Annotated in this window: 26 protein-coding genes, 1 tRNA gene and 1 pseudogene; 25 read left to right on the top strand and 3 right to left on the bottom strand. The window is 37.3% G+C overall.

Going from position 1 to position 22,710, the window contains the following annotated elements; all coding sequences use genetic code 11:
• Positions 1–13: 13 nt before the first annotated feature.
• The 3 genes and pseudogenes from ACTJIV_RS19900 to ACTJIV_RS19890 all read left to right on the top strand — a co-directional run bounded on the left by ACTJIV_RS19900 (position 14) and on the right by ACTJIV_RS19890 (position 1,984).
• Positions 14–559, top strand: coding sequence for a hypothetical protein (locus ACTJIV_RS19900; RefSeq protein WP_440629222.1), 546 nt, complete (start codon positions 14–16; stop codon positions 557–559).
• Entirely contained in the window at positions 537–1,199 is a 663-nt protein-coding gene (locus ACTJIV_RS19895; RefSeq protein ID WP_440629221.1) for a hypothetical protein, read from the top strand. The genes ACTJIV_RS19900 and ACTJIV_RS19895 overlap by 23 nt, the downstream gene beginning before the upstream one ends.
• Before the next feature lie 137 nt (positions 1,200–1,336).
• Positions 1,337–1,984, top strand: a pseudogene (locus tag ACTJIV_RS19890) (IS1 family transposase).
• Between the two features lie 157 nt (positions 1,985–2,141).
• Here the strand turns inward: ACTJIV_RS19890 and ACTJIV_RS19885 are convergent.
• Positions 2,142–2,215 (bottom strand) — tRNA-Ile (locus ACTJIV_RS19885).
• Between the two features lie 62 nt (positions 2,216–2,277).
• On the bottom strand, positions 2,278–2,676 hold the full coding sequence (gene mce / locus ACTJIV_RS19880; RefSeq protein WP_111960083.1) for a methylmalonyl-CoA epimerase: 399 nt from the start codon (positions 2,674–2,676) through the stop codon (positions 2,278–2,280).
• A gap of 94 nt (positions 2,677–2,770) precedes the next feature.
• Between mce and rbfA the strand changes: the two genes are divergently transcribed.
• From rbfA to ACTJIV_RS19840, 8 genes are all read left to right on the top strand, one after another.
• Positions 2,771–3,130, top strand: a complete 360-nt coding sequence (rbfA, locus tag ACTJIV_RS19875; RefSeq protein ID WP_111960081.1) for a 30S ribosome-binding factor RbfA — start codon at positions 2,771–2,773, stop codon at positions 3,128–3,130.
• 3 nt (positions 3,131–3,133) lie between these two features.
• Positions 3,134–4,339, top strand: coding sequence for an ABC transporter permease (locus ACTJIV_RS19870; protein WP_111960079.1), 1,206 nt, complete (start codon positions 3,134–3,136; stop codon positions 4,337–4,339).
• Positions 4,340–4,409: 70 nt separating this feature from the next.
• Complete coding sequence (locus tag ACTJIV_RS19865; protein WP_440629220.1) at positions 4,410–6,194, top strand: endonuclease; 1,785 nt, start codon at positions 4,410–4,412, stop codon at positions 6,192–6,194.
• 60 nt (positions 6,195–6,254) lie between these two features.
• Positions 6,255–6,992, top strand: a complete 738-nt coding sequence (locus ACTJIV_RS19860) for a shikimate dehydrogenase family protein (protein WP_440629219.1) — start codon at positions 6,255–6,257, stop codon at positions 6,990–6,992.
• A gap of 75 nt (positions 6,993–7,067) precedes the next feature.
• On the top strand, positions 7,068–8,873 hold the full coding sequence (locus tag ACTJIV_RS19855) for a DUF349 domain-containing protein (RefSeq protein WP_111960073.1): 1,806 nt from the start codon (positions 7,068–7,070) through the stop codon (positions 8,871–8,873).
• A gap of 63 nt (positions 8,874–8,936) precedes the next feature.
• Positions 8,937–9,986 (top strand): bifunctional diaminohydroxyphosphoribosylaminopyrimidine deaminase/5-amino-6-(5-phosphoribosylamino)uracil reductase RibD, encoded by a 1,050-nt coding sequence (gene ribD, locus ACTJIV_RS19850; RefSeq protein WP_440629218.1) that lies wholly within the window; start codon positions 8,937–8,939, stop codon positions 9,984–9,986.
• Between the two features lie 38 nt (positions 9,987–10,024).
• Complete coding sequence (locus ACTJIV_RS19845) at positions 10,025–10,207, top strand: bacteriocin-like protein (RefSeq protein ID WP_146897233.1); 183 nt, start codon at positions 10,025–10,027, stop codon at positions 10,205–10,207.
• Between the two features lie 118 nt (positions 10,208–10,325).
• Positions 10,326–10,931 carry an IMPACT family protein gene (locus ACTJIV_RS19840; RefSeq protein ID WP_440629217.1) on the top strand — a complete coding sequence of 202 codons (606 nt, stop codon included), beginning with the start codon at positions 10,326–10,328 and terminating at the stop codon, positions 10,929–10,931.
• Here the strand turns inward: ACTJIV_RS19840 and ACTJIV_RS19835 are convergent.
• Complete coding sequence (locus ACTJIV_RS19835) at positions 10,928–11,635, bottom strand: zinc metallopeptidase (protein ID WP_111960219.1); 708 nt, start codon at positions 11,633–11,635, stop codon at positions 10,928–10,930. The genes ACTJIV_RS19840 and ACTJIV_RS19835 overlap by 4 nt on opposite strands.
• Before the next feature lie 108 nt (positions 11,636–11,743).
• Between ACTJIV_RS19835 and ACTJIV_RS19830 the strand changes: the two genes are divergently transcribed.
• The 14 genes from ACTJIV_RS19830 to nuoK all read left to right on the top strand — a co-directional run bounded on the left by ACTJIV_RS19830 (position 11,744) and on the right by nuoK (position 22,707).
• The gene (locus ACTJIV_RS19830) at positions 11,744–12,877 is read left to right on the top strand and encodes a GNAT family N-acetyltransferase (protein WP_111960067.1); all 1,134 of its coding nucleotides are present in this window, start codon (positions 11,744–11,746) and stop codon (positions 12,875–12,877) included.
• A 109-nt stretch (positions 12,878–12,986) separates the two neighbouring features.
• Positions 12,987–13,163, top strand: coding sequence for a hypothetical protein (locus tag ACTJIV_RS19825; protein WP_167409447.1), 177 nt, complete (start codon positions 12,987–12,989; stop codon positions 13,161–13,163).
• 121 nt (positions 13,164–13,284) lie between these two features.
• Complete coding sequence (locus ACTJIV_RS19820; protein WP_048502955.1) at positions 13,285–13,656, top strand: NADH-quinone oxidoreductase subunit A; 372 nt, start codon at positions 13,285–13,287, stop codon at positions 13,654–13,656.
• 99 nt (positions 13,657–13,755) lie between these two features.
• Positions 13,756–14,316 (top strand): NADH-quinone oxidoreductase subunit B, encoded by a 561-nt coding sequence (locus ACTJIV_RS19815; RefSeq protein WP_047397471.1) that lies wholly within the window; start codon positions 13,756–13,758, stop codon positions 14,314–14,316.
• A gap of 7 nt (positions 14,317–14,323) precedes the next feature.
• Positions 14,324–14,818 carry an NADH-quinone oxidoreductase subunit C gene (locus tag ACTJIV_RS19810; protein WP_116012818.1) on the top strand — a complete coding sequence of 165 codons (495 nt, stop codon included), beginning with the start codon at positions 14,324–14,326 and terminating at the stop codon, positions 14,816–14,818.
• A gap of 69 nt (positions 14,819–14,887) precedes the next feature.
• Positions 14,888–16,111 (top strand): NADH-quinone oxidoreductase subunit D, encoded by a 1,224-nt coding sequence (locus tag ACTJIV_RS19805; RefSeq protein ID WP_111960063.1) that lies wholly within the window; start codon positions 14,888–14,890, stop codon positions 16,109–16,111.
• A 128-nt stretch (positions 16,112–16,239) separates the two neighbouring features.
• On the top strand, positions 16,240–16,749 hold the full coding sequence (locus tag ACTJIV_RS19800) for an NADH-quinone oxidoreductase subunit NuoE family protein (RefSeq protein WP_040996940.1): 510 nt from the start codon (positions 16,240–16,242) through the stop codon (positions 16,747–16,749).
• Between the two features lie 12 nt (positions 16,750–16,761).
• Positions 16,762–18,120 (top strand): NADH-quinone oxidoreductase subunit NuoF, encoded by a 1,359-nt coding sequence (nuoF, locus tag ACTJIV_RS19795; RefSeq protein WP_440629216.1) that lies wholly within the window; start codon positions 16,762–16,764, stop codon positions 18,118–18,120.
• Positions 18,121–18,128: 8 nt separating this feature from the next.
• Positions 18,129–19,007 (top strand): hypothetical protein, encoded by an 879-nt coding sequence (locus ACTJIV_RS19790; protein WP_111960059.1) that lies wholly within the window; start codon positions 18,129–18,131, stop codon positions 19,005–19,007.
• 43 nt (positions 19,008–19,050) lie between these two features.
• Entirely contained in the window at positions 19,051–20,049 is a 999-nt protein-coding gene (locus ACTJIV_RS19785) for a 2Fe-2S iron-sulfur cluster-binding protein (RefSeq protein WP_111960057.1), read from the top strand.
• 92 nt (positions 20,050–20,141) lie between these two features.
• On the top strand, positions 20,142–21,206 hold the full coding sequence (gene nuoH, locus ACTJIV_RS19780) for an NADH-quinone oxidoreductase subunit NuoH (protein WP_111960055.1): 1,065 nt from the start codon (positions 20,142–20,144) through the stop codon (positions 21,204–21,206).
• A 112-nt stretch (positions 21,207–21,318) separates the two neighbouring features.
• Positions 21,319–21,876 (top strand): NuoI/complex I 23 kDa subunit family protein, encoded by a 558-nt coding sequence (locus tag ACTJIV_RS19775; RefSeq protein WP_111960053.1) that lies wholly within the window; start codon positions 21,319–21,321, stop codon positions 21,874–21,876.
• Complete coding sequence (locus tag ACTJIV_RS19770) at positions 21,876–22,373, top strand: NADH-quinone oxidoreductase subunit J family protein (protein ID WP_111960051.1); 498 nt, start codon at positions 21,876–21,878, stop codon at positions 22,371–22,373. Before ACTJIV_RS19775 ends, ACTJIV_RS19770 begins: the two co-directional genes overlap by 1 nt.
• 4 nt (positions 22,374–22,377) lie before the next feature.
• On the top strand, positions 22,378–22,707 hold the full coding sequence (gene nuoK, locus ACTJIV_RS19765) for an NADH-quinone oxidoreductase subunit NuoK (protein ID WP_034703571.1): 330 nt from the start codon (positions 22,378–22,380) through the stop codon (positions 22,705–22,707).
• Positions 22,708–22,710: the final 3 nt, after the last annotated feature.

Below are 22,710 nucleotides of genomic sequence, written 5' to 3'. Positions count from 1 at the left end.
ACTGACATTATATTTGGGAGATAGCCAAGCCGATAATATTTTTATCAACGCACACGGTTATGCGAGCCAACGTTATCTTTTTGATGAAAGCGGAGAAGCACTTCGTAATTCAAGTTCAGGTGAATATATAATGGCAGGTGATAATGGTTTTCATACTGATAATGATGGGATTTTAGGAAGTCATATGCAGCAGTATCTATTCGATAAAGGCAAATTATCACCAAATACTCTGAGCAGTATAGATAACTTTATTAAAATCACCAATTATGTAAAAGAAGGTAAAAACCTGATTATGGGATCTTGTAACTCTGCACAGTATGATGATCTTTTTGGATCAGGGATCTCTTCCATTGTACAATCCAGAGATATTTTCGTAAACAGAGACTATTCAAGTTTATGGCCCATTGGAGGAAAAATAAGGTTTCAAGATTTTACTGGCTTTAAGCAAACTTCCCATGAAAATTATATAAAGGGATGGGTCAGGTATAGAGATGGAGCAGCTGCTCAACAGAATTTTAATATAATAATGACAAAATATGGAGTTAAAACAATTAAATAAAATAATAATATTGATAGCTTGTGCTTTCAATATAAATATCTTTTCACAAATGAATATGGCTGATATTGAAGATAAACAATTTTCAGTCAATTTAAAAAAAGAAAATAGAAGTATCATAAAAATATTAGATGATGCTAATTATATTGTATATTATGTATTAGATAAAAGAAATTTTGAATTTGATAAAAGACACAGAAATGTTGATTTAGTCAATCTAATCTTCTTTTCTAAAAAATATAATAAAGGAATTCTTACTCTTTTTAAACAAAGCATTGACCATAAAAAAAAATCAGTTTACAATATCACCTTACTTACTGGCTCTTATGACAAATATATGTTTAAACCGTCGATGATTATAGTAGATAAAGATTTTAATTACGAATATTTAATGATGTATCATTACATGCCCCCCCCTCCACCTGAAAATGGTGCTTATAAGTCATGGATTACAATACAGGATAATAAAAATCGATGTAATGTAAAACACATTGATCTAAAAGGCAATGCTATTTATGAAAATATTGATGACATTTTGAATAATATTTCTAAAATAGGTAAAGACAAAAAAGCACAAGATTGTGAACCTGTAGTTTACGAAATGGATCTTAGAGATTATTTTCCAAAGAAAATAATTAAATAGAGTAATGTGGTAATGTTTCAAAAATGTTGGTTTTCTTTATTAATCGAACTTAACGAAAAATAATAAGTAATAATTTTATATAATAGAGTGATCGTTTGGTCACTCTATTTGTTTTTTAATAGAAAATTGGAGTCCTTATGCAGGTAAAAGTTTACTCATGTGTCAAATGTGTTGGTGATGATTTTATAAAATATGGCAAAACTAATTATGGAAAACAACGCTACCAATGTAAATTGTGCAAAGCCATAAGTGTTTTACAATAAAAAGGACATCAATACAAAGGTTATTTAGCTAACTAAAGAAGGCATGGATAAGAAGTATTGCGAGGATATTAAAATTTCAACAACTACTTTACATAAAAGAATTGTTGCAATTGCCAATAGTATTAGTGAACCTCTAATTCCATATTATCAAACCTATGAATTAGATGAGATGAGAGTTTGCATCAGAAAAAAATCTAATGTAATGTGGCTGGTATATGCCATTAATAAAAGTACCAAAGAGATTGCCGGGTTTTATATTGACAGGAGAAATAACAAAACGCTGAATGCTGTTATTAAAACTTTGATCAATTCCAAAACTAAAAAAATTTATACCGATAAACTCAGAAATTATCAATATTTGATTCCAAAGGAAATTCATAGCACAAAAAAAATACGGAATCAACGGAATAGAAAGGAAAAACCTTAGTATCAGAACCCATTTAAAAAGATTAAACAGAAAAAACAATTTGCTTCAGCAGAAGTGCAGTTATTCTAAACGCCATTTTGAAAATATATTTTTAGAGCGACAGTTAGAATATAAGAGTGAATTTTTTTCCTTGTCTTGTATAACAGATGGGAAAATTGGAACTAAAATTTATGTTGTTGGGAAAATGTTGGGAAAGACGACAAATAAAAAACCGTAATACTTTTTATTATAGAGTATTACGGTTTATTGTCGTGGTCCCACCTGGGCTCGAACCAGGGACCACCTGATTATGAGTCAGGTGCTCTAACCAACTGAGCTATAGGACCTCAAAACTTGGTTAAATTTTGTGATTGCAAAAATAGCAAAATTTCTTTCACTACAAAACTTTTTATTGCTTTTCTTGACAAAGTTCTACCAACACTCCGTTCGTGGATTTTGGGTGCAGGAAGACAACTAATTTGTTATCAGCACCTTCTTTAGGTTCTTCGGAGATAAACTGAAATCCTTCTTTTTTTAATCTTTCAATCTCTTCAAGGATATTTTCTACACCAAATGCCAAATGATGGATACCTTCACCTTTTTTATCAATAAACTTCGAGATCGGGCTTTCCGGATTACTGGCTTCTAACAACTCTATTTTACTTCCTCCCGCTCCGTAAAAAGAAGTGACAACCCCTTCCCTTTCCACACTTTCTTTTTTATAAGATTCCTTTCCTAACAGTTTGGTAAAAAGGTCATCAGAAATTCCTAAAGATTTTACGGCAATACCAATATGTTCTAGCTTCATAAATACTAATAAATATAATTAAATCGTAAATTTGATACCGGAGCTGAATTTCAAAGGTATCAATTCAAACAAAAGTACTAAATTTGCATAACTTATGGAAAGTAACAGACAAAGAAAAGTAGCACAGATCATTCAGGAAGACTTCGCAGAGCTTTTCCGCAAACAGGCTTCAGAAAGCAAGCAGAGCATATTGGTATCCGTTTCAGATGTAAAAGTATCGGCAGATCTGGGTATTGCCAAAATTTATTTAAGTATTTTCCCGCAGGAATTCCGTTCCGCGGTGATGAAGGAAATTGAAGAAAACAAACCTCAGTACAGAAATTTTATTGGCCAGAAAATGGCAAAACAGGTACGTATAATTCCGCAGCTTAACTTTTATCTGGACACCGCTCTTGATGATGTTGAAAAACTAGAAAGAGAATTAAGAGGCGAAGGCGACAATCCGGTTTTATAAATCTTGAAAAATATTGCATTTTACATAGCATCCAGATACCTTTTGGCTAAAAAGGGAAGCACTGCCGTGACGTTTATAACGTGGCTTTCGGTAGGGGCCATGACGGTTGCTGTGACTGCAATGTTTGTAATCATTTCAGTGTTTTCAGGCCTTGAGACCCTGAACAAAGACCTTATTTCCAATCTTCATGCTGATCTGACCCTGAAAAGTATTTCAGGAAAAACAGTGAAAGATCTGGATAAGGTCACTACAGTTTTAAAAAACAATAAGGCAATCAGTAGTTTTTCCCGTGTCATTGAGGAAAAAGTATATGTCAATTATAAAGGTAAAGGTGATATTGCCTATTTAAGAGGAGTTGATTCCGCTTATATAAAAGTCAATCCCATTGATAAAGATGTATTCTATGGAACTTATCCCAGTTTCCAGTACTCCAATGAAGTGTTAATGGAAACAAACCTGCACAACAGGCTTTCAATTCCTATAGATTCTACAAGCAATTACGCTACTATCTTTATGCCCAAGCCGGGAACCGGTATCATTAACAAAGAGGAAGACATCTATAATAAAAGAGATTTTCTGGTAACAGGAGTTTTCCCGGGAAAAGAACAGCTGGACAGCTATATCATTGCCCCAATAGAGCTTACAGAGGAATTACTCAGCCTGCCAAAAAAATCAGCGTACCAGATTGTCATCAAATTAAAAAATCCGGAAAATGCTGATGCCGTAAAACAGAGCCTTCTTACTTCATTGGGAAAAAATATTGAAATAAAAACCAAGGAAGAAGAAAATGCAGCGTTCTGGAAGATGATCAATACGGAAAAGATGTTCATATATCTTATCTTTGCTTTAGTGATCTTCATTACCACCTTCAATCTGGCCGGAGCGATCATTATTCTTCAGCTTGATAAAAGAGAGCAGTCCAGATCCCTTATTTCACTGGGCTTTCCAATCAGCCATTTAAGAATGACCTATTTCTATACCGGGCTGCTTATCGTGATTTCCGGAGTAATCTCTGGCCTGATCGCAGGAACCCTACTCTGCTATTTCCAACTTTATACTGAATTCTTCAGAGCTAATGAAATGCTCCCTTTCCCTGTAAAAATTGTTGGAAAAAATTATCTTATCGTGGCTTTCACTGCCTCCTTGTTTGGGATCATTATTTCCTGGTTTTTTTCCAAAATCAGCAAAGACTATATTACTAAAAGTTAATATATCCGATTTGAAATAAAATCAGCTTCATTTTCAATTTTTTGTACCTTTACGGCCCAATTTTTTTTAAATGAAACGAATTTTATCTTTTTTCTTACTGAGTGTCACATTGATTTTCGCCTCAGCTCAGGCTCCTGCAGGTTATTATGATAACGCTGCAGGGCTTACGGGTGCTCCACTTAAAACTGCACTTAAAGGCATAATTGAACAAGGGCATCAGGATCATGGCTACGGTGGCCTATGGACAGGCTATGCAACAACTGACCGTGACTTTTTTTACGAAAATGACGGAACTATTTTGGATATTTATTCTGAAAAGCCAAACAGCTCTGATCCTTACACATACACTCTGGGTACAAACCAGTGTGGCAGCAGTGGGTATAACAGCGAAGGAGACTGCTACAACAGAGAACATATTGTACCTCAAAGCTTATTCGATGAAGCCAGTCCAATGGTATCAGATATTCATTTCATCCGCGCAACCGACGGAAAAGTGAATGGGATGAGGTCAAACTACCCTTTTGGTAAAGTACAAATTGCCTCTTTTACATCAGAAAACGGATCTAAACTCGGAAATTCAGTATCACCAGGATATGGAGGGACTGTATTTGAGCCGATCGATGCTTTTAAAGGTGACGTAGCCAGAATGATCTTCTATTTTGTAACGAGATATGAAGCTGAACTTCCAGATTTCAGTACCGGAAATATGCTGGGTGGATCTACCTATCCTGGACTTCAGACATGGGAATTGAATCAGCTTTTGGCATGGCATATAATGGATCCCGTTTCATCTGAAGAAATTGCCAGAAATAATGCATCTTATACTTATCAGGGAAACAGAAATCCATTTATAGACAATCCTTCTTATGCTGAACAGATCTGGGGAACACCGGTTATAGACACACAGGCTCCAACTGCTGCGACCAATCTTATTACCCAGAACCCAACTTCGAATACGATTTCTTTAAGCTGGACTGCTGCTACAGATAATATTGGTGTTACAGCTTATGATGTTTATGCTAACGGAATACTAAAAACTACAGTTGCAGGAACTACAGCTACTGTTCAGGGACTATCTCCGTCTACTACCTATACTTTCTATGTCATTGCTAAAGATGCTTCAGGAAACTCTTCTCCACAGAGCAATTCTGCAGACGGAACAACACTGGCAGGGCAGCCTGGCGGAAATACAAGCTGTGGAACTGAAAACTTTGAGAATATTCCGGCATCAGATTCCCAATATTTAACAAGAACATGGACAAACAATAATATTTCATGGACAGCTAACTTCGCAAGAACAGACCAGACCATTAACGGAAGAGCAATTACTATTCAAGGTGGAGATTTGACAAGTTCTACAATTTCAGGAGGAGTACAGTCTATAACAATAACCACTCAACGAAAATTCACGACGGGTTCAAATGGTAATTTAAATATTGAAGTTAATGGAACTGTGATAGGAACTGTTCCATACAGCACAACAGTAACTACAACAACAGTTAACGCAAATATCAGTGGAAATGCAATTATTAAGATCACTAACCCTGGTTCAAACAGAGTTGCCATAGATGACCTTACATGGACATGTTTCGGTTCACTGGGAACTTCTGACATTAAAAAAGACAATTCTGAATTCACCATCTACCCTAACCCGGTAAAAAACAATGAATTATTTGTAAAAGGTGAAAACTTAAGCAAAATTTTAAAAGCTGAGATCTATGATCTTTCTGGAAAACTGATAGAAGTTATTGCAAATCCTTTCAAAAACTCCAATAGGATCAATATTAAAGGACTTACTAAAGGAAACTACATCTTGAAAACAGACCGTTTCTCTACAAAATTCATGGTAGACTAAACCGTAAAAATATTTGATAATAAAGACCGATTTATTCGGTCTTTTTTTTATTTTTGATACATGGATTCCAATAAAAAATTAGGGCTGATAGGAAAGAATATTTCCTATTCCTTTTCCAAAAAATTCTTTGAAGACAAGTTCCAGAAGCTGATGCTGAAAGACTTTACCTACGATATTTTTGACCTCAATGAAATTGATGAAATAGAAACCCTTCTGAATGATCCTGAACTTTTAGGATTCAATGTTACTATTCCTTACAAAGAAAGGGTCGTTGACTATCTTGACGAACTTAGCGACGAAGCAGAAAAGATTGGTGCCGTCAATTGTGTTCTGATCAGAGATGGTAAAAAAACAGGTTACAATACTGATGCTTTTGGTTTTGAAAAAACACTTCTGCTCCACAAAAAATCCCATCAGGACAAAGCATTGATTCTGGGAAACGGAGGTGCTGCAAAAGCTGTGAAATATATTATGGATAAGCATGGAATTCCATCGGTTACTATTTCCAGAAATTCCGAAATCAATTTCATGAATCTGGATAGGGAGACGGTCCGCGACCATAAGATCATCATCCAGTGTACTCCTGTAGGGACATTCCCAAATGTAGAAGACTGCCTGGAATTCCCTTTTGAAGGAATCACCCCGGAACACCTGATTATTGACCTGATCTACAACCCGAATTACACTCAGTTCATCATTAAAGCCTCCGAAAAAGGAGCCAAAACAGTGAATGGTTATTATATGCTTGAGCAGCAAGCAGAAAAAGCTTGGGAAATTTGGAATTTTCAAAAAAAATAAACTAAATTAGTACCTTAATTGGCTTTACTGCTATATACAAAAGGATATTAACGCCACTCACATAAAAGATTTGCTATGATTACAGAAAACAATCTTTCTGAAAACGAAGAAAACAAAAATTCTAACGAAGTATCTCAAGAAGAAACATCCGAAACACCTGTACCTCATGGTGAAAGCGCTCATGAAGATGACGCAGAACACCTGGAAGAGGATCATGCTGATGATATTTCTTTGGCCGATGCTTTAAAAGAAATGGAAACCATCATCAACTCGGCTAATGCAGGCGAGAATTTCAAAAGATTCAATCAGTTAAAAGAAAAAGCAGGTCATTACATTCATGATGAAGTGGAAGACAAAAAGCATGAGTATGTAGAAGGCGGGAATCCTCCTGAAAACTTTAGCTACGAGCACCCTTTACAGTCCAAATTCTCCGCTCTGGTTAATATTTTCAGGGAAAAACATGACAGCTACCAGAAATCTCAGGATGAAGAGCAGAAAAAAAACCTTGAGCACCGCCAGAATATCATAGAAAGACTTAAAAACCTTTATACCAATTCTGAACCGGGAACCAATCTCTTCAAATCCATCCGTGAAATCAAAGAAGAATGGTCAAAAGCCGGCCAGGTTGCAAAATCTGAATTCAAGATCCTTAATAATAATTACTTCCACCATCTGAACCAGTTTTATCAGATGCTGGATCTGAATAAAGAATTTCTGGAGCAGGAATTCAGCCATAATTTAGAGAAAAGACAGCATATCATTGCGCGTGCTAAAGAACTGGAAAGTGAGCCTGTAATTCAGAAAGCCCTGAACGAGCTTCAGTATCTTCACAAGCTTTGGAAAGAAGAAGCTGAGCCTGTAGCAGAAGAATTCCGTGAAAAAACATGGGAAGAATTCAAAGAAATATCCAACAAGATCCACGAAAGAAAATCTGAGCTCTCTGCAGCTATTGAAGGCGAACAGAATGATAATCTTGAAAAGAAAAACCAGATCATCGCAGAGATCAAAAAATTGTCTGAGCCTTCCGAAACTCCTAACCACAGCTACTGGCAGAATTCTATCAAAAGAGTTGAAGACCTTCGTACTGAATTCTTAAAAACAGGAAGTGTTCCAAGAAAATTATCCAACCAGAACTGGAATGATTTCAAAACAACACTCAGAGCTTTCAATACAACAAAAAATAATTATTATAAATCTCTCAAAGGTTCCCAGCAAACCAATCTGGAAGAGAAATTAAAACTGATCCAGACTGCACAGGACAATATGAACAATGAAGAATGGGATATTGCCGTTCCTCTGTTCAAAAAGCTTCAGGAAGACTGGAAAAAAATCGGACACGTTCCAAAGAGCATGACCAATAAAATCTGGGACGAATTCCGTGATGCCTGTAATACGTTCTTCAATAATTACAGAGAGAAAAACAATGCTTCTAATGATAATTGGAAAGAGAACTATAAACAGAAAAAAGAAATTCTCGAGGACCTGAAAACCGTTTCCAATGACGAAGGCAGTATTGAAAGAATAGAAGCAATAAAAACCGCCTGGAACAACATCGGGAAAGTACCGAGAGACAAAATCTCAATCAATACCGAGTTCAACAGAACGTTAAGAGAAAAGCTGAAACTGAATAAGATCAACGAACTTGAGCTGAAAGAAGAAGGTTTAACAGAAAACCAGCTTACAGACAAGGCAAGAAAGATCAAGAGCCAAATTTCTGACCTTGAGGGTGAGATTGTAAAACTGGAAAATAATCTGGCATTCTTTAACAAGCCGTCAAGAGAAAACCCTCTTCTTAGAGATACATTCAATACAATCGACGAGAAGAAGGCTCATCTGGAAACCTTAAAACAGAATCTTCACAATATCATTGCCGGAGATTAATCTATTAAATAATATAAAAAAGGCGAAGCAAAGAAATTTGTCTTCGCTTTTTCTTTTTACTTTATGAACAACGACGAATTATACATCAAAAGATGCATTGAACTTGCTCAAAAAGCACTGGGCAAAACCTACCCCAACCCTCTTGTAGGCAGCGTGATTGTCCATAACGGGAAAATCATCGGGGAAGGATACCATCATAAAGCCGGAGAAAACCACGCTGAGATTAACGCGATCAATTCTGTAGAAAATAAAGATCTTATACCCGAATCTACGATCTATGTTTCACTGGAGCCCTGCGCCCATTACGGTAAAACGCCACCATGTGCTTTAAAAATTAAAGAACTTGGTTTCAGGAAAGTTGTCATTGGCGCCATGGATTCTCATGACAAAGTGAATGGGAAAGGGAAAAAAATCATTCAGGATGCAGGTATTGAAGCGGTTTCAGGAATACTGGAAAAAGAATGTATTGAGCTGAATAAAAGATTTTTTACCTATCATGAAAAGAAAAGACCTTACATTATCCTGAAATGGGCCGAATCAGGAGACGGGTTTTTAGATAAGGATTTTAAACCAACAGCCATTTCAAATTCTCTGGCCAATCAATTTGTACATCAACTAAGAGCCGACGAACATGCTATTTTAGTGGGAACACAAACCGCTTTAAATGACAATCCAAGCCTGACCGTAAGAAATGCTGAAGGAGTAAACCCTGTCAGAATTCTTATTGATTTTGATTTAAAAGTTCCTGGCAGTTTCAATATTTACAATAGTGAAGCAAAAACACTGGTTGTAAACTCTGAAAAAGAAGGTACCGAAGGGCATATCCAATTTATTAAAATCAACAGGGATAATTTCATTCCAGAGCTACTGGAAGTACTATACAATGAACATATACAGTCTGTTATTATTGAAGGCGGCCGTTTTACATTACAGCAATTTATTAATGCTAACCTTTGGGATGAAGCCATTGTCATTAAAAATGAAAATCTGAAACTGGAAAACGGAACAAAAGCGCCAGAATTTAATTATACAGCTAACAGAATTGAAAATTTGAGAGATAATACAGTATCAATTTTTAAAGCAAAACAAAACCATTTTATCACCATCAATTGAAATAATTTCTTTACATTAGTTTTACAAAAATTAATACTATGAAAAACTTAAAGAAAATTTCAAGAACTGGTTTAAAAAATATTAGCGGTGGTGCATTTGTATTTGTAGACTGTACTTTACCTACCGGGGAATCTACCAGATGCAGAGACAAGTGTCCTCAGGATTTTTGCGGGCCGACAAGCTATATGTGTCTACTTCCCTTAGATTATTGCGGATCATAATGAGGATCAATATCACATTAAAAGATTTAGGAAGCTGTCAAAATATTGATGGCTTCTTTATTTATGATTGCGTAACTTATGTTGTATTTATACTTTTGCATTGATAAAGCCGGCTATAATGACGTTCGAATATAAAACCATAGAAAAACCCATAGAAAATACTTTATTAAAAGAAAAAGGAAGCAAATTCATTGGATTTGCCTTTCCGGTCAATAACGAAAGGGAGCTGAAAGAAGCATTGGAAAAAATCCGGGCAGAACACCCTAAGGCTACCCATCACTGTTACGCGTTCAGAATGGGCCTGGAAGGTGAAAACTATCGGGCAAATGATGACGGTGAGCCATCAGGAAGTGCAGGTCTTCCTATCTACAATCAGCTTTTAGCACACGAAATCACCAACGTTCTGGTTATATCGGTCCGTTATTATGGCGGAACAAAACTCGGGGTTTCAGGGCTTGTAAAAGCCTATAAAGAATGTGCAAAGATCACATTGGAAGAGGCCAATATCATCACAAGAGAGCTTGAAACAGAAATTGAAATCCAGTTCAACTTCAATCAGCAGAATACTATTTTTACCCTGCTTTCCAAATTTGATGCTAGGGTTCTGAATTTTGATGCTAATGAAAACTGCATCCTCACTGCATCTTTAAAATTAGCCCAAAAAGAAAGCATTTCAGATAAATTATCCGAAATGCAGTATGTTTCATTTGAATTTAAAGATTAATTCCTTCTTCCACCAAGGAGTAATGAACCCCAATAAAGAAGCTGAGCCAGTGATCCAAGGGCTGCCACAACATACGTTCTTGCTGCCCATTTTAAACTGTCCTGTACTCCTACAAATTCTTCCTGGGTAACCGTTCCCGTGTCTTTAATCCACTTCATTGCTCGGTTACTGGCATCATACTCCACTGGAAGGGTTACAAAAGCAAAAAGTGTAGTCAATGCAAACATTGCCACTCCTATCGCCAGAACCGTCGTATTTCCGTTGGGATCATCAATAGATCTTGTTGCTGCCATAATCCCGATACCTGCGATAAGGACAAACTGCATCAGATTAGAGCTTATATTCACAACAGGAACCAGCTTTGAACGCAGGTTCAGCATCGAATATCCTACAGCATGCTGCACTGCATGCCCACATTCATGCGCAGCCACAGCAGCAGCTGCTGCATTTCTCTGCATATAGACTCCTTCTGAAAGGTTAACTGTTTTATCTGCCGGGTTATAGTGATCCGTCAGCTGGCCGGGAACAGAAATTACCTGTACATCAGTGATTCCGTTATCTCTCAGCATTTTTTCTGCTATCTCTTTCCCTGAAAGCCCATTTCTAAGATGTACATTGGAATAGTATTCAAATTTCGATTTTAATCTGGACGAAACCCACCAGCTTATCAGCATTGAAACACCGATAATAATATAATAACCCATCATTTTATATAGATTTTTTGTGTTTAATTTTAAACATAATGATGTAAAAACTGTGCCAAAGTATTACATTTTATTATCTATATTTGCTCTCTAATTATCCCTTTATCTATGTCTAAAGTTTCAGTTATTGAAGTGAAAAATCAAGACGAATTAAAAAAATTCGTAAGATTTCCAATGGATCTTTATAAAAACAATCCCTATTATGTTCCTTCCTTTATTAAAGACGAATTTAAAATTTGGGACGCAAAAGAAAATCCGGCTTTAAATTATTCAAAATCCAGGCAGTTTCTTGCCCTGAAAGACAATAAAGTAGTTGGAAGAATAGCCGTGATCATCAATCACAAGGAAGAAAAGGAATTAGGCATCAGAAAAGTACGTTTCGGATGGATTGATTTTATTGATGATAAAGAAGTTTCTCAGGCGCTGATCCAAAAAGCAATAGATTACGCCAAGGAAAATAATATTGATAAAATTGAGGGCCCAATGGGCTTTACCAATCTTGATAAAGCAGGCATGCTTACCATGGGTTTTGATAAGCTGGCCACCATGATTGGAATCTACAATTATGAATACTACCCAAAACACATGGAAGATCTTGGATTGACCAAAGAAAAAGAATGGGTGGAGTATGAAATGAATTTCCCAAAGGTTTTACCTGAAAAAGTAGAAAAATTCAGTGGTCTGATTGCTCAGAAATACAAACTTAAAGTTCTCAATTTCAAATCAAAACAGGAGATTCTTCCGTTTGTAGAACCTATGTTTAAATTGCTTGACGAAACTTATAAGCATCTTTCAACCTATACCCCTATTTCGGACGAACAGATACAGACTTACAGGGAAAAATACTTCCCTTTTATAGACAAAAACTATGTGATCTGTGTAGTGGATGAAAATAACGAACTCGTATCATTTGCCATTACAATGCCTTCTTATTCTAAAGCTCTACAAAAATCTAAAGGAAAGCTGTTTCCTTTCGGATGGTGGCATTTTTTACAGGCAGGAAAGAAAAATGACCGTGCGAACTTTTATCTGATCGGAATTCATCCCGAATACCAGAGAAGAGGCGTTACAGCCATTATATTCAAAGAAATTTTTGTGCGTTTTACCAGCATGGGAATTGATTTTGCAGAAACAAATCCTGAACTGGAAGAAAATAAAAGTGTTCAGGTGCTTTGGCAGGATTACAATCCCGTCAATCACAAAAGAAGAAGAACCTATTCACTAGCAATTAATCATCAGTGATAAATGATGAGTTATTAGTGACTTATTTTAAACCGAAAGCTGATAACTCATACTTTACACTTCAGAAAACTTCCCTTAAAAACCTGAATTCTTTTCGTAAATTTATCCTATGAAACCACATCTCATTGTTTTCGCTGTTCTGATTGCAGCATTTATCGCTTACAACTTGTTTTTTCGGATCGAAGATGACCGAATGAATACCGTAGTCAATATAACACTTGCCAGCATTCTTTTTGGATACATATCGTTCATGGCCTACTCTCTCCTCAAAAAAATGAAGAAATAAGCACTATTTTTATTGATTCTAAATTACCGCTTTTCCCTATTTTAATCCCACTTTTAAGCTTATTAATTTCATGCTTTCTTGTTTATTCGCTAAATTTGCAAATTGAGATAATAATGCAAAAATGAATTTACCTGAAAGTTATATTCCAATCCTTATTCAAGCAGGTGTAGCTATCGCATTCGTAGCCGTTTCTTTGCTTGGAGCCCATTTTCTGGGACCAAAACAGAAAAAAGGAAATTCTGTAAAAAACCAAAGCTGGGAATGTGGAGTTCCTGTAGAAGGAAATGCGAGAACACCGTTTTCCATCAAATATTTCCTGACAGCAGTATTATTCGTGCTATTCGATATTGAAATCGTATTTTTTTATCCATATGCTGTAAACTTCAGAGAATTCGGAATGGAAGGATTCCTTGCTGTCCTAACCTTCGTCGCAATTTTCTTCATGGCGTTTTTCTATGTATGGAAGCGTGGCGCATTAGATTGGGATAAATAAAGAATAGAAATTTTAAATGACAATTTTAGATCAGAAAATTAGAGTTAAGTTAACATTAACACCAATTTAGAATCTAAATTTAAATCTTAAATCAATCAAATGTCAGATAACAAACCAGTAATAAGAACAGATGCACCTGCTCCCGAAGGATTTGAAGGAGAAGGGTTTTTCGCAACGAAACTGAGCAGTGTAATCGGGATGGCCAGAAAATTCTCTCTTTGGCCTTTACCATTTGCAACCTCTTGTTGTGGTATCGAGTTTATGGCTACCCTGAACCCTACGTATGACGCTTCAAGATTTGGTATGGAAAGAAACTCTTTCTCACCAAGACAGGCGGATATGCTAATGGTTTGCGGGACTATATCTAAAAAATTAGGACCTGTCCTAAAAGAAGTGTACACTCAGATGGCCGAGCCAAAATGGGTGGTTGCTGTTGGAGCTTGTGCTTCCAGCGGTGGTATTTTTGACACCTACTCTGTTTTACAGGGAATTGATAAAATTATTCCGGTTGACGTTTATGTTCCGGGATGCCCTCCAAGACCGGAGCAGATTATTGAAGGCGTAATGCAGGTTCAGGCTTTGGCAGAAAGCGAAAGCATCAGAAGAAGAGATATGCCTGAATACCAAAAATTGTTAGATTCTTACAACATTAGCAACTAAAACGGAAATGACGAACGAATTTGTATTAGAAGCAATCACAAGAGAATTTCCGGAGTCTGTAATCTCTAGTTCAGAGCCTTATGGAATGTTAACTATTGAAGTAAAAAAAGATGATATCAAAAAGATTATTCATTATCTGAAAGATTCATCGTTGGAATTTAACTTTCTTACCGATATCTGCGGTATCCATTACCCTGAATTTCCGGACAAGGAAATCGGTGTCGTGTATCACCTGCATAATATGATGGCTAATGTCAGATTACGCCTGAAGATCTTTATGTCCAGAGAAAATATCGAAGTGGATTCTCTTGTAGATTTATTTGCCGGAGCCAACTGGATGGAAAGAGAAACGTTTGATTTCTACGGAATTAAATTTAAAGGACATCCTGACCTGAGACCTATCCTGAATATGGAAGATCTCGGATACCACCCTATGCTGAAGGAATACCGTCTTGAAGATGGAACCAGAACAGATAAGGACGATAACATGTTCGGAAGATAAAAAAATATAAATGATTAATGATGGTTGGTTCATGATCAATTATCGCTTATCGATTATCAATTATATATTATGAAAGATAACTCATTATCTAATATACTTAACCAATACGAAAGTAAGGAGCAGATTGACGGGCAGCTTTATACCCTCAATTTGGGACCTACCCACCCTGCAACCCACGGGATCTTCCAGAACATCTTAACGATGGACGGGGAAAGAATCCTTCACGCGGAGCAAACAGTAGGCTATATCCACAGAGCATTTGAAAAAATTTCTGAAAGAAGAAATTATGCTCAGATCACTACCCTTACCGACCGTATGAATTACTGTTCAGCACCAATCAATAACCTTGGCTGGCACATGACAGTAGAAAAGCTGATCGGTGTACAAGTTCCAAAACGTGTAGATTATATGCGTGTGATTTTAATGGAATTGGCCAGAATCGGTGATCACCTGATCTGTAACGGGGTAACCGGAATGGATGCAGGAGCCATTACAGGTCTTACTTATATGTTCATCGAAAGAGAGCGTATTTACGATATGTACGAGCAGATTTGTGGTGCAAGAATGACGACCAATATGGGAAGAATCGGAGGTTTTGAAAGAGATTTCACTCCAAAATTCCATGAGTTATTAAAAGACTTCCTGAAAACATTCCCGGGAAGATTTAAAGAGTTCTGTACTTTATTGGAAAGAAACAGGATTTTCATGGACAGAACCATTGGAGCCGGAGCAATTTCTGCTGAAAGAGCATTAAGCTACGGTTTTACAGGTCCAAACTTACGTGCAGCAGGCGTAGATTATGATGTAAGAGTTGCGCAGCCCTATTCTTCTTACGAAGATTTCGATTTCATCATTCCGGTAGGAACTGCAGGTGACACTTACGACCGTTTCATGGTTCGTCAGCAGGAAATCTGGGAATCACTTAAAATTATCAATCAGGCCTACGACAATCTTCCTGAAGGACCATTCCATGCGGATGTTCCGGATTTCTATCTTCCTGAAAAGGCGGATGTTTATCAGAAAATGGAAGCCTTGATCTACCATTTCAAAATTGTTATGGGAGAAACCGATGTGCCAAAAGGAGAAGTTTATCATGCTGTAGAAGGTGGAAACGGAGAATTAGGTTTCTATTTAGTGAGCGACGGAGGAAGAAGCCCTTACAGACTTCATTTCAGAAGACCATGCTTCATCTACTACCAAGCTTATCCTGAAATGATCACAGGTTCTGTAATTTCAGATGCGATCGTTACGATGTGTAGTATGAATATTATTGCGGGAGAATTAGACGCATAATACATTAGACAAAAAGATAAAAGAAGAAAGATAAAAGACTTTCTTCAACCCAATATAAATACGAATTTAGAATAACGGACTTCAGAATCTTTTTTCTTTGTTCTTTACTCTTTAATCTTAGATAAAAAATGAGCGAAACAATAGCTTTTAAACCGGAAAGTTTAGAACAGGTACACAAAATTATCGCAAGATATCCTGAGGGAAGACAAAAGTCTGCTCTTCTTCCTGTACTTCACTTAGCACAGAAAGAATTCGGAGGATGGTTAGACGTTCCTGTGATGGATTATGTTGCTGAATTATTAAGTATTAAGCCAATTGAAGTATATGAAGTAGCTACTTTTTATACCATGTTCAATATGAAGCCGGTTGGTAAATATGTTTTGGAAGTGTGCAGAACAGGGCCTTGTATGGTTTGCGGAAGCGAAAAGATCCTTGATCATATCAGAACCAAGCTGAACATTAAAGACGGAGAAACTACTGAAGACGGTATGTTTACCCTAAAACCTGCTGAATGCCTCGGAGCTTGCGGATACGCACCAATGATGCAGTTAGGAAAATTCTTTCATGAAAATTTAACGATAGAAAAAGTAGACGAAATCCTTGATCTTTGCAGACAGGGACAAGTTGCTTTAGATTAATTAAAATATACGATGAGTAAAAAACTTTTACTTAAAGATGCACATATAGAAGGTATTCGCTACTTTGAAACTTACCGCAAACAGGGAGGTTACACCGCAGCAGAAAAAGCCTTGAAAATGACCCCCGACGAAATTCTTGAAGAAGTAAAAGCTTCAGGACTTCGTGGACGTGGTGGAGCCGGATTCCCAACAGGAATGAAATGGAGCTTTCTGGCAAAACCGGAAGGCGTGCCAAGACACCTTGTTGTCAATGCTGATGAATCTGAGCCGGGAACTTTCAAAGACAGATATCTGATGGAGTTTCTTCCTCATTTGCTGATCGAAGGAATGCTTATATCCTCTTACTGTTTAGGTTCCAATGTTTCTTATATCTACATCCGTGGAGAATACTCATGGATTCCTGATATTTTGGAGGAAGCTATTGAAGAAGCTAAAGCGGCAGGATTTTTAGGTAAAAATATTTTAGGAACCGGTTTTGACTGTGAAATTTACGTTCAGAGAGGAGGAGGAGCTTATATCTGCGGTGAAGAAACTGCATTGCTTGAATCCCTTGAAGGTAAAAGAGGAAATCCAAGGTTAAAACCACCATTCCCGGCTATAAAAGGACTTTGGGAAAGACCAACGGTGGTAAACAACGTGGAATCTATTGCAGCTATCGTTCCGATTATTGATATCACAGGAGCTGAATACGCAAAAATAGGAGTTGGAAGATCTACAGGTACAAAATTAATTTCTGCTTGCGGAAATATCAATAAACCTGGAGTTTATGAAATTGATATGACGATCACTGTTGAAGAATTCATCTATTCTGATGAATACTGTGGTGGTATCAAAGACGGGAAAAGACTGAAAGCCTGTATTCCTGGAGGAAGTTCTGTTCCTATCGTTCCTGCCAATTTATTGTTGAGAACCGTAAACGGAGAACCTAGATACATGAACTACGAATCACTGGCAGATGGTGGTTTTGCTACCGGAACCATGATGGGTTCAGGAGGTTTCATCGTTTTGGATGAAGATCAGTGTATCGTAGAACATACCATGACTTTGGCAAGATTCTACAATCACGAAAGTTGCGGACAATGTACCCCTTGCCGTGAAGGTACAGGATGGATGTACAAAATTTTAAAGAAGATTGAAAAAGGAGAAGGAAAAATGGAAGACATTGACCTTCTTTGGGATATACAGAGAAAGATCGAAGGAAACACGATCTGTCCGTTGGGTGATGCAGCAGCTTGGCCGGTTGCAGCAGCGATCCGCCATTTCAGAGATGAATTTGAATGGCACATTAAAAACCCTGAGCTGTCTCAGACACAAAATTATGGATTGGCTAATTATGCTGATCCGATTCCGGCTGTTGAAAAAAATGCATAGCTAAAAAAATGAAGAAGTTATTGGTTGTCGGCTTAATGATGTCGGGGTTTGCTTTCGGGCAGGTAAAACAGGATACATTAGACAAAGAATATAAATTGGAGGTAGCTCCAAAGAAAGAGAAAAAGCAGAAACCCAATCCTTTGAGCAAGAAAGGACAGGTGTTTGTTTTTTACGGATGGAACAGAGGAGCTTTTAGCAATTCCGATATCCATTTTACAGGAAACGGTTATGATTTCCAGCTGAATAACGTACAGGCAAGAGATAAACCTACCAAGTTCGGAATCGTTTATATCGATCCAAGCTGGTTTACCGTAACGCAGTACAATTTCAGACTGGGATATTTTATCAAAGATAATTTAGCCCTTGTTTTAGGGATAGATCATATGAAATATGTAATGAAACAGGACCAGACGGTTGATTTTTCAGGTACAATTTCAGATCCTAAATATGCAGGAATGGTACAGAACGGACAGGTTAATTTAGCTGATACACAGTTTCTTACTTTCGAGCATACAGACGGGCTTAATTATGAAAATTTGGGTCTTGAGAAATACAGGAACCTTATTCATAAGAAAAATATAGATCTGGTATGGTCTTATGGAGCAGGAATCGGGGTGATGTTTCCTAAAAGTAACATCAAGCTTTTTGGAAATGAAAGAAGCGACCGTTTTCACGTTGCAGGTATGGGAACCGATCTTAGAACCAGCCTTAACATGGTTTTCTGGAAAAACTGGATGATCAGGGCAGAGGCAAAAGCAGGATATATCAATATGTGGGATATTAAAACTACATTAAATAACAAGCCGGATAAAGCCCGTCAGGATTTTGTTTTCGGACAGGTCCTTGCAGGAGTCGGATATACATTTAACACGAAGAAGTATAATTAAAATATAGCTTAACGCCTTAAAAGCATAAGCGAAAGCATAGAATATGAGCGAAGAGGTTAAAAAATTCAAAATAACTATAGACGGACAGACTACTGAAGTTTTGCCTGGAACTTCTATTTTGGAAGCAGCCAGACAAATCGGTGGAAAATCTGTACCTCCTGCAATGTGCTATTACAGCAAATTGGAAACCAGTGGAGGGAGATGTAGAACTTGCTTGGTTGAAGTTTCAAAAGGTTCCGAAGCAGATCCGCGCCCTATGCCAAAACTAGTCGCGAGTTGCAGAACTAACGTGATGGATGGTATGGAAGTGAAGAATCTTTCTTCCGAAAAAGCTCAGGAAGGCAGAAAAGCCGTTACCGAATTTCTATTGGTGAACCACCCTTTGGACTGCCCTATCTGCGACCAGGCCGGTGAATGTCACCTTCAGGATCTTGGGTATGAGCATGGAAACCTTGAAACCAGAACCGAATTTGAAAGAAATACGTACGAAGCAGATGATCTTGGTCCGAATATCAAGCTGAATATGAACCGTTGTATTCTTTGTGCAAGATGTGTATTGGCTGCCAACCAGTTAACAGGTGAAAGAGAGCATGGTATTCTTTTCAGAGGAGATCACGCTGAAATTTCTACTTATTTAAATAAAGCTTTGGATAACGACTTCATCGGAAACATTATTGATGTTTGTCCGGTTGGAGCCTTAACAGACAGGACTTCCCGTTTTGCAAGCAGAGTCTGGTTCACAAAACCAATGAATGCTACCTGCAAATGTGATAAATGTTCAGGAAAAGCCGTAGTTTGGATGAAAGGTGATGAAATCATAAGAGTTACTGCCAGAAAAGACCAATGGGGAGAGGTGGAAGAATTCATCTGCGACACTTGTCGTTTCGAAAGAAAAGAACTTTCTGACTGGAACATCGAAGGTCCTAGACATATCGACAGACACTCAGTAATTTCATTGAACCACTATGAAAAACCAAAGGATGAGCTAAGAGTATTAGACAATCCTATGGCAAAAGAAATCAGTGAAAAAGACGAAAAATAATTAATAAGACATCAGATTTCAGACACCAGACTTCAGACAATAGATTTTAAATCTGATAACTAGCATCTGACATCTTAATATCTAAATAAAAAATGGATTTACTAACATTTAAACTTATACTTGTACTGGCACTTTTCCTGCTGTCTCTTACGATAGCCGCCTACTCTACCTGGGCAGAAAGAAAAGTAGCGTCTATCATGCAGGATAGAATTGGTCCCAACAGAGCCGGACCTTTCGGATTGCTGCAGCCTCTTGCTGACGGTGGAAAGTTTTTCTTTAAGGAAGATTTTACCCCTGCCAATGCAGAAAAATTTCTTTTCGTGTTGGGACCGGCATTGGTTATGTTTATTTCACTAATCACAGGAGCAGTTATTCCTTGGGGTAAAAGTTTAAATATTGCAGGTACTTCTTTTGATTTACAGGTTGCCAACATCGACGTTGGGGTACTTTTCATCATCGGAATGGCCTCAATCGGTGTATACGGAATCATGATCGGAGGTTGGGCTTCGAATAACAAATATTCATTATTAGGAGCTATCCGTGCTTCTTCACAGATGATTTCTTACGAATTGGCGATGGGATTAGCTTTACTTTCTATCATTATGATGACGGGAAGTTTAGACTTAAAAGAAATTACTGAAAGCCAAACGACAGGAAAACTTTGGGGAGTTATTCCCTGGGTTTCCGGACTGAACTGGAATATTTTCTATCAGCCAATCGCTTTCCTTGTATTCTTTGTGGCAGCTTTGGCAGAAACCAACAGACACCCTTTCGATTTACCTGAATGTGAATCTGAGCTTGTAACAGGATATTCTACAGAATACTCATCAATGAAGTTAGGTTTGTACATGTTCGGTGAATACGTAAACATGTTTATCTCCAATGCTTTCATGGTCGTTCTTTTCTTCGGTGGATACAACTATCCGGGAATTGAATGGGTAACTCAGAACTGGGGTGAAAACGCTGCAGGAATTTTGAGTATCGTAGCATTCTTAACAAAAACGGTAATCGGAATTCTGATCTTCATGTGGATCAGATGGACACTACCAAGATTTAGATATGACCAATTGATGCACTTAGGATGGAAAACTTTGATCCCAATGGCATTGGTAAACCTGCTGATTACAGGAGCTGTAATTTTAGCATTTGCAAACTAGAATAATTTGAAAATGAGATGATGTGATGATGTGATAATTTGGTGATCCGGGTAAGAACTTCCCGCTTCCATCTTCTAACATCTAACGTCTAACATCTAACATCTATAATTAAATGAAACTTACAAACAGATCAAAAGTTGTTTCCAATAAAGAAATGACCCTTGCTGAAAAAATCTACCTTCCTGCTATCTTTACAGGGATGGGGATTACATTCAAGCATGCTGTAAGAACCGTGATAAAAGGAGCTCCCGCAGTATATTCGTATCCTGAGGTACAAAAGCCAAGAACTACCATCTGGAGAGGTCAGCACGTTCTGAAAAGAGACGAGGAAGGCAGAGAAAGATGTACAGCTTGTGGACTTTGTGCTGTAGCCTGTCCTGCAGAAGCTATTACGATGACTTCTGCTGAAAGAACGAAGGAAGAAAAACACCTTTACAGAGAAGAAAAATATGCATCAGTATATGAAATCAATATGCTGAGATGTATTTTCTGCGGAATGTGTGAAGAAGCCTGTCCGAAATCCGCCATCTATCTTACAGACAGATTGGTAGATGTAGAAACTAACAGAGGTTCTTTCATCTACGGAAAAGATAAGTTGGTTGAAAAAATAAATGAAAGGATTGACATTACGACAAGACAGTCCGAGAAACAAAAAAATGCGGTAAAATAATGGATCAGATTTTATTTTTCTTGGTGGCGTTTTTAGCAGTGGCAAGTGCGGTTTACTTTGTGTTTGCAAGAAACCCTCTTTATGCTGTTTTGTCATTAATTGTTACGATGTTTTCCATTGCAGGGATGTACATCCTTCTGAATGCACAATTCCTTGCCATCATTCAGATTATAGTGTATGCCGGAGCCATCATGGTATTATTCCTTTATATCCTGATGATGCTTAATCTTAATAAAGAAGACGAAAGTAAGAAGGGCAATACTTTAAAATTTGTCGGAGTTTTTACAGCCGGTCTTTTATTAATTGGGGTTTTAGGCGTATTCAGAGGTGTTCAGGACAACCACATTGTTGTTGAAAATGTAGACAAAGGTGTGGGTCTTACGAAAAATCTGGGAAGGCTTTTGTTTAACGAATATGTTTTGCCGTTTGAGCTTGCATCCATCCTTATTTTGGCAGGTATTGTAGGTGCGGTATTAATCGGTAAAAAAGATTTATAAAATTATGGGAGAAGTAAATACATTTATACAAAGCGTCCCTCTGAATTATTTCATCATTCTTTCTTCAGTATTGTTCTGTCTGGGAGTGTTGGGAGTATTGCTGAGAAAAAACGCTATTGTTATTTTGGGCTGTGTAGAGCTTATGCTGAATTCTGTAAACCTTTTATTGGCTGCTTTTTCAGCATATAAAGGAAACGGAGACGGACAGCTTTTAGTTTTCTTCATTATGGTGGTAGCCGCCGCTGAAGTAGCGGTAGGTCTGGCAATTATTGCTATGCTGTATAGAAATACCCGTTCTGTAGATGTTAGTATATTTAATAAATTAAGAGGATAAGGA

The sequence above is a fragment of the Chryseobacterium sp. 22532 genome (genome assembly GCF_052044665.1).
Taxonomy (GTDB): Bacteria; Bacteroidota; Bacteroidia; order Flavobacteriales; family Weeksellaceae; genus Chryseobacterium; species Chryseobacterium lathyri.
This window is presented reverse-complemented; position numbering and strand designations above follow the sequence as displayed.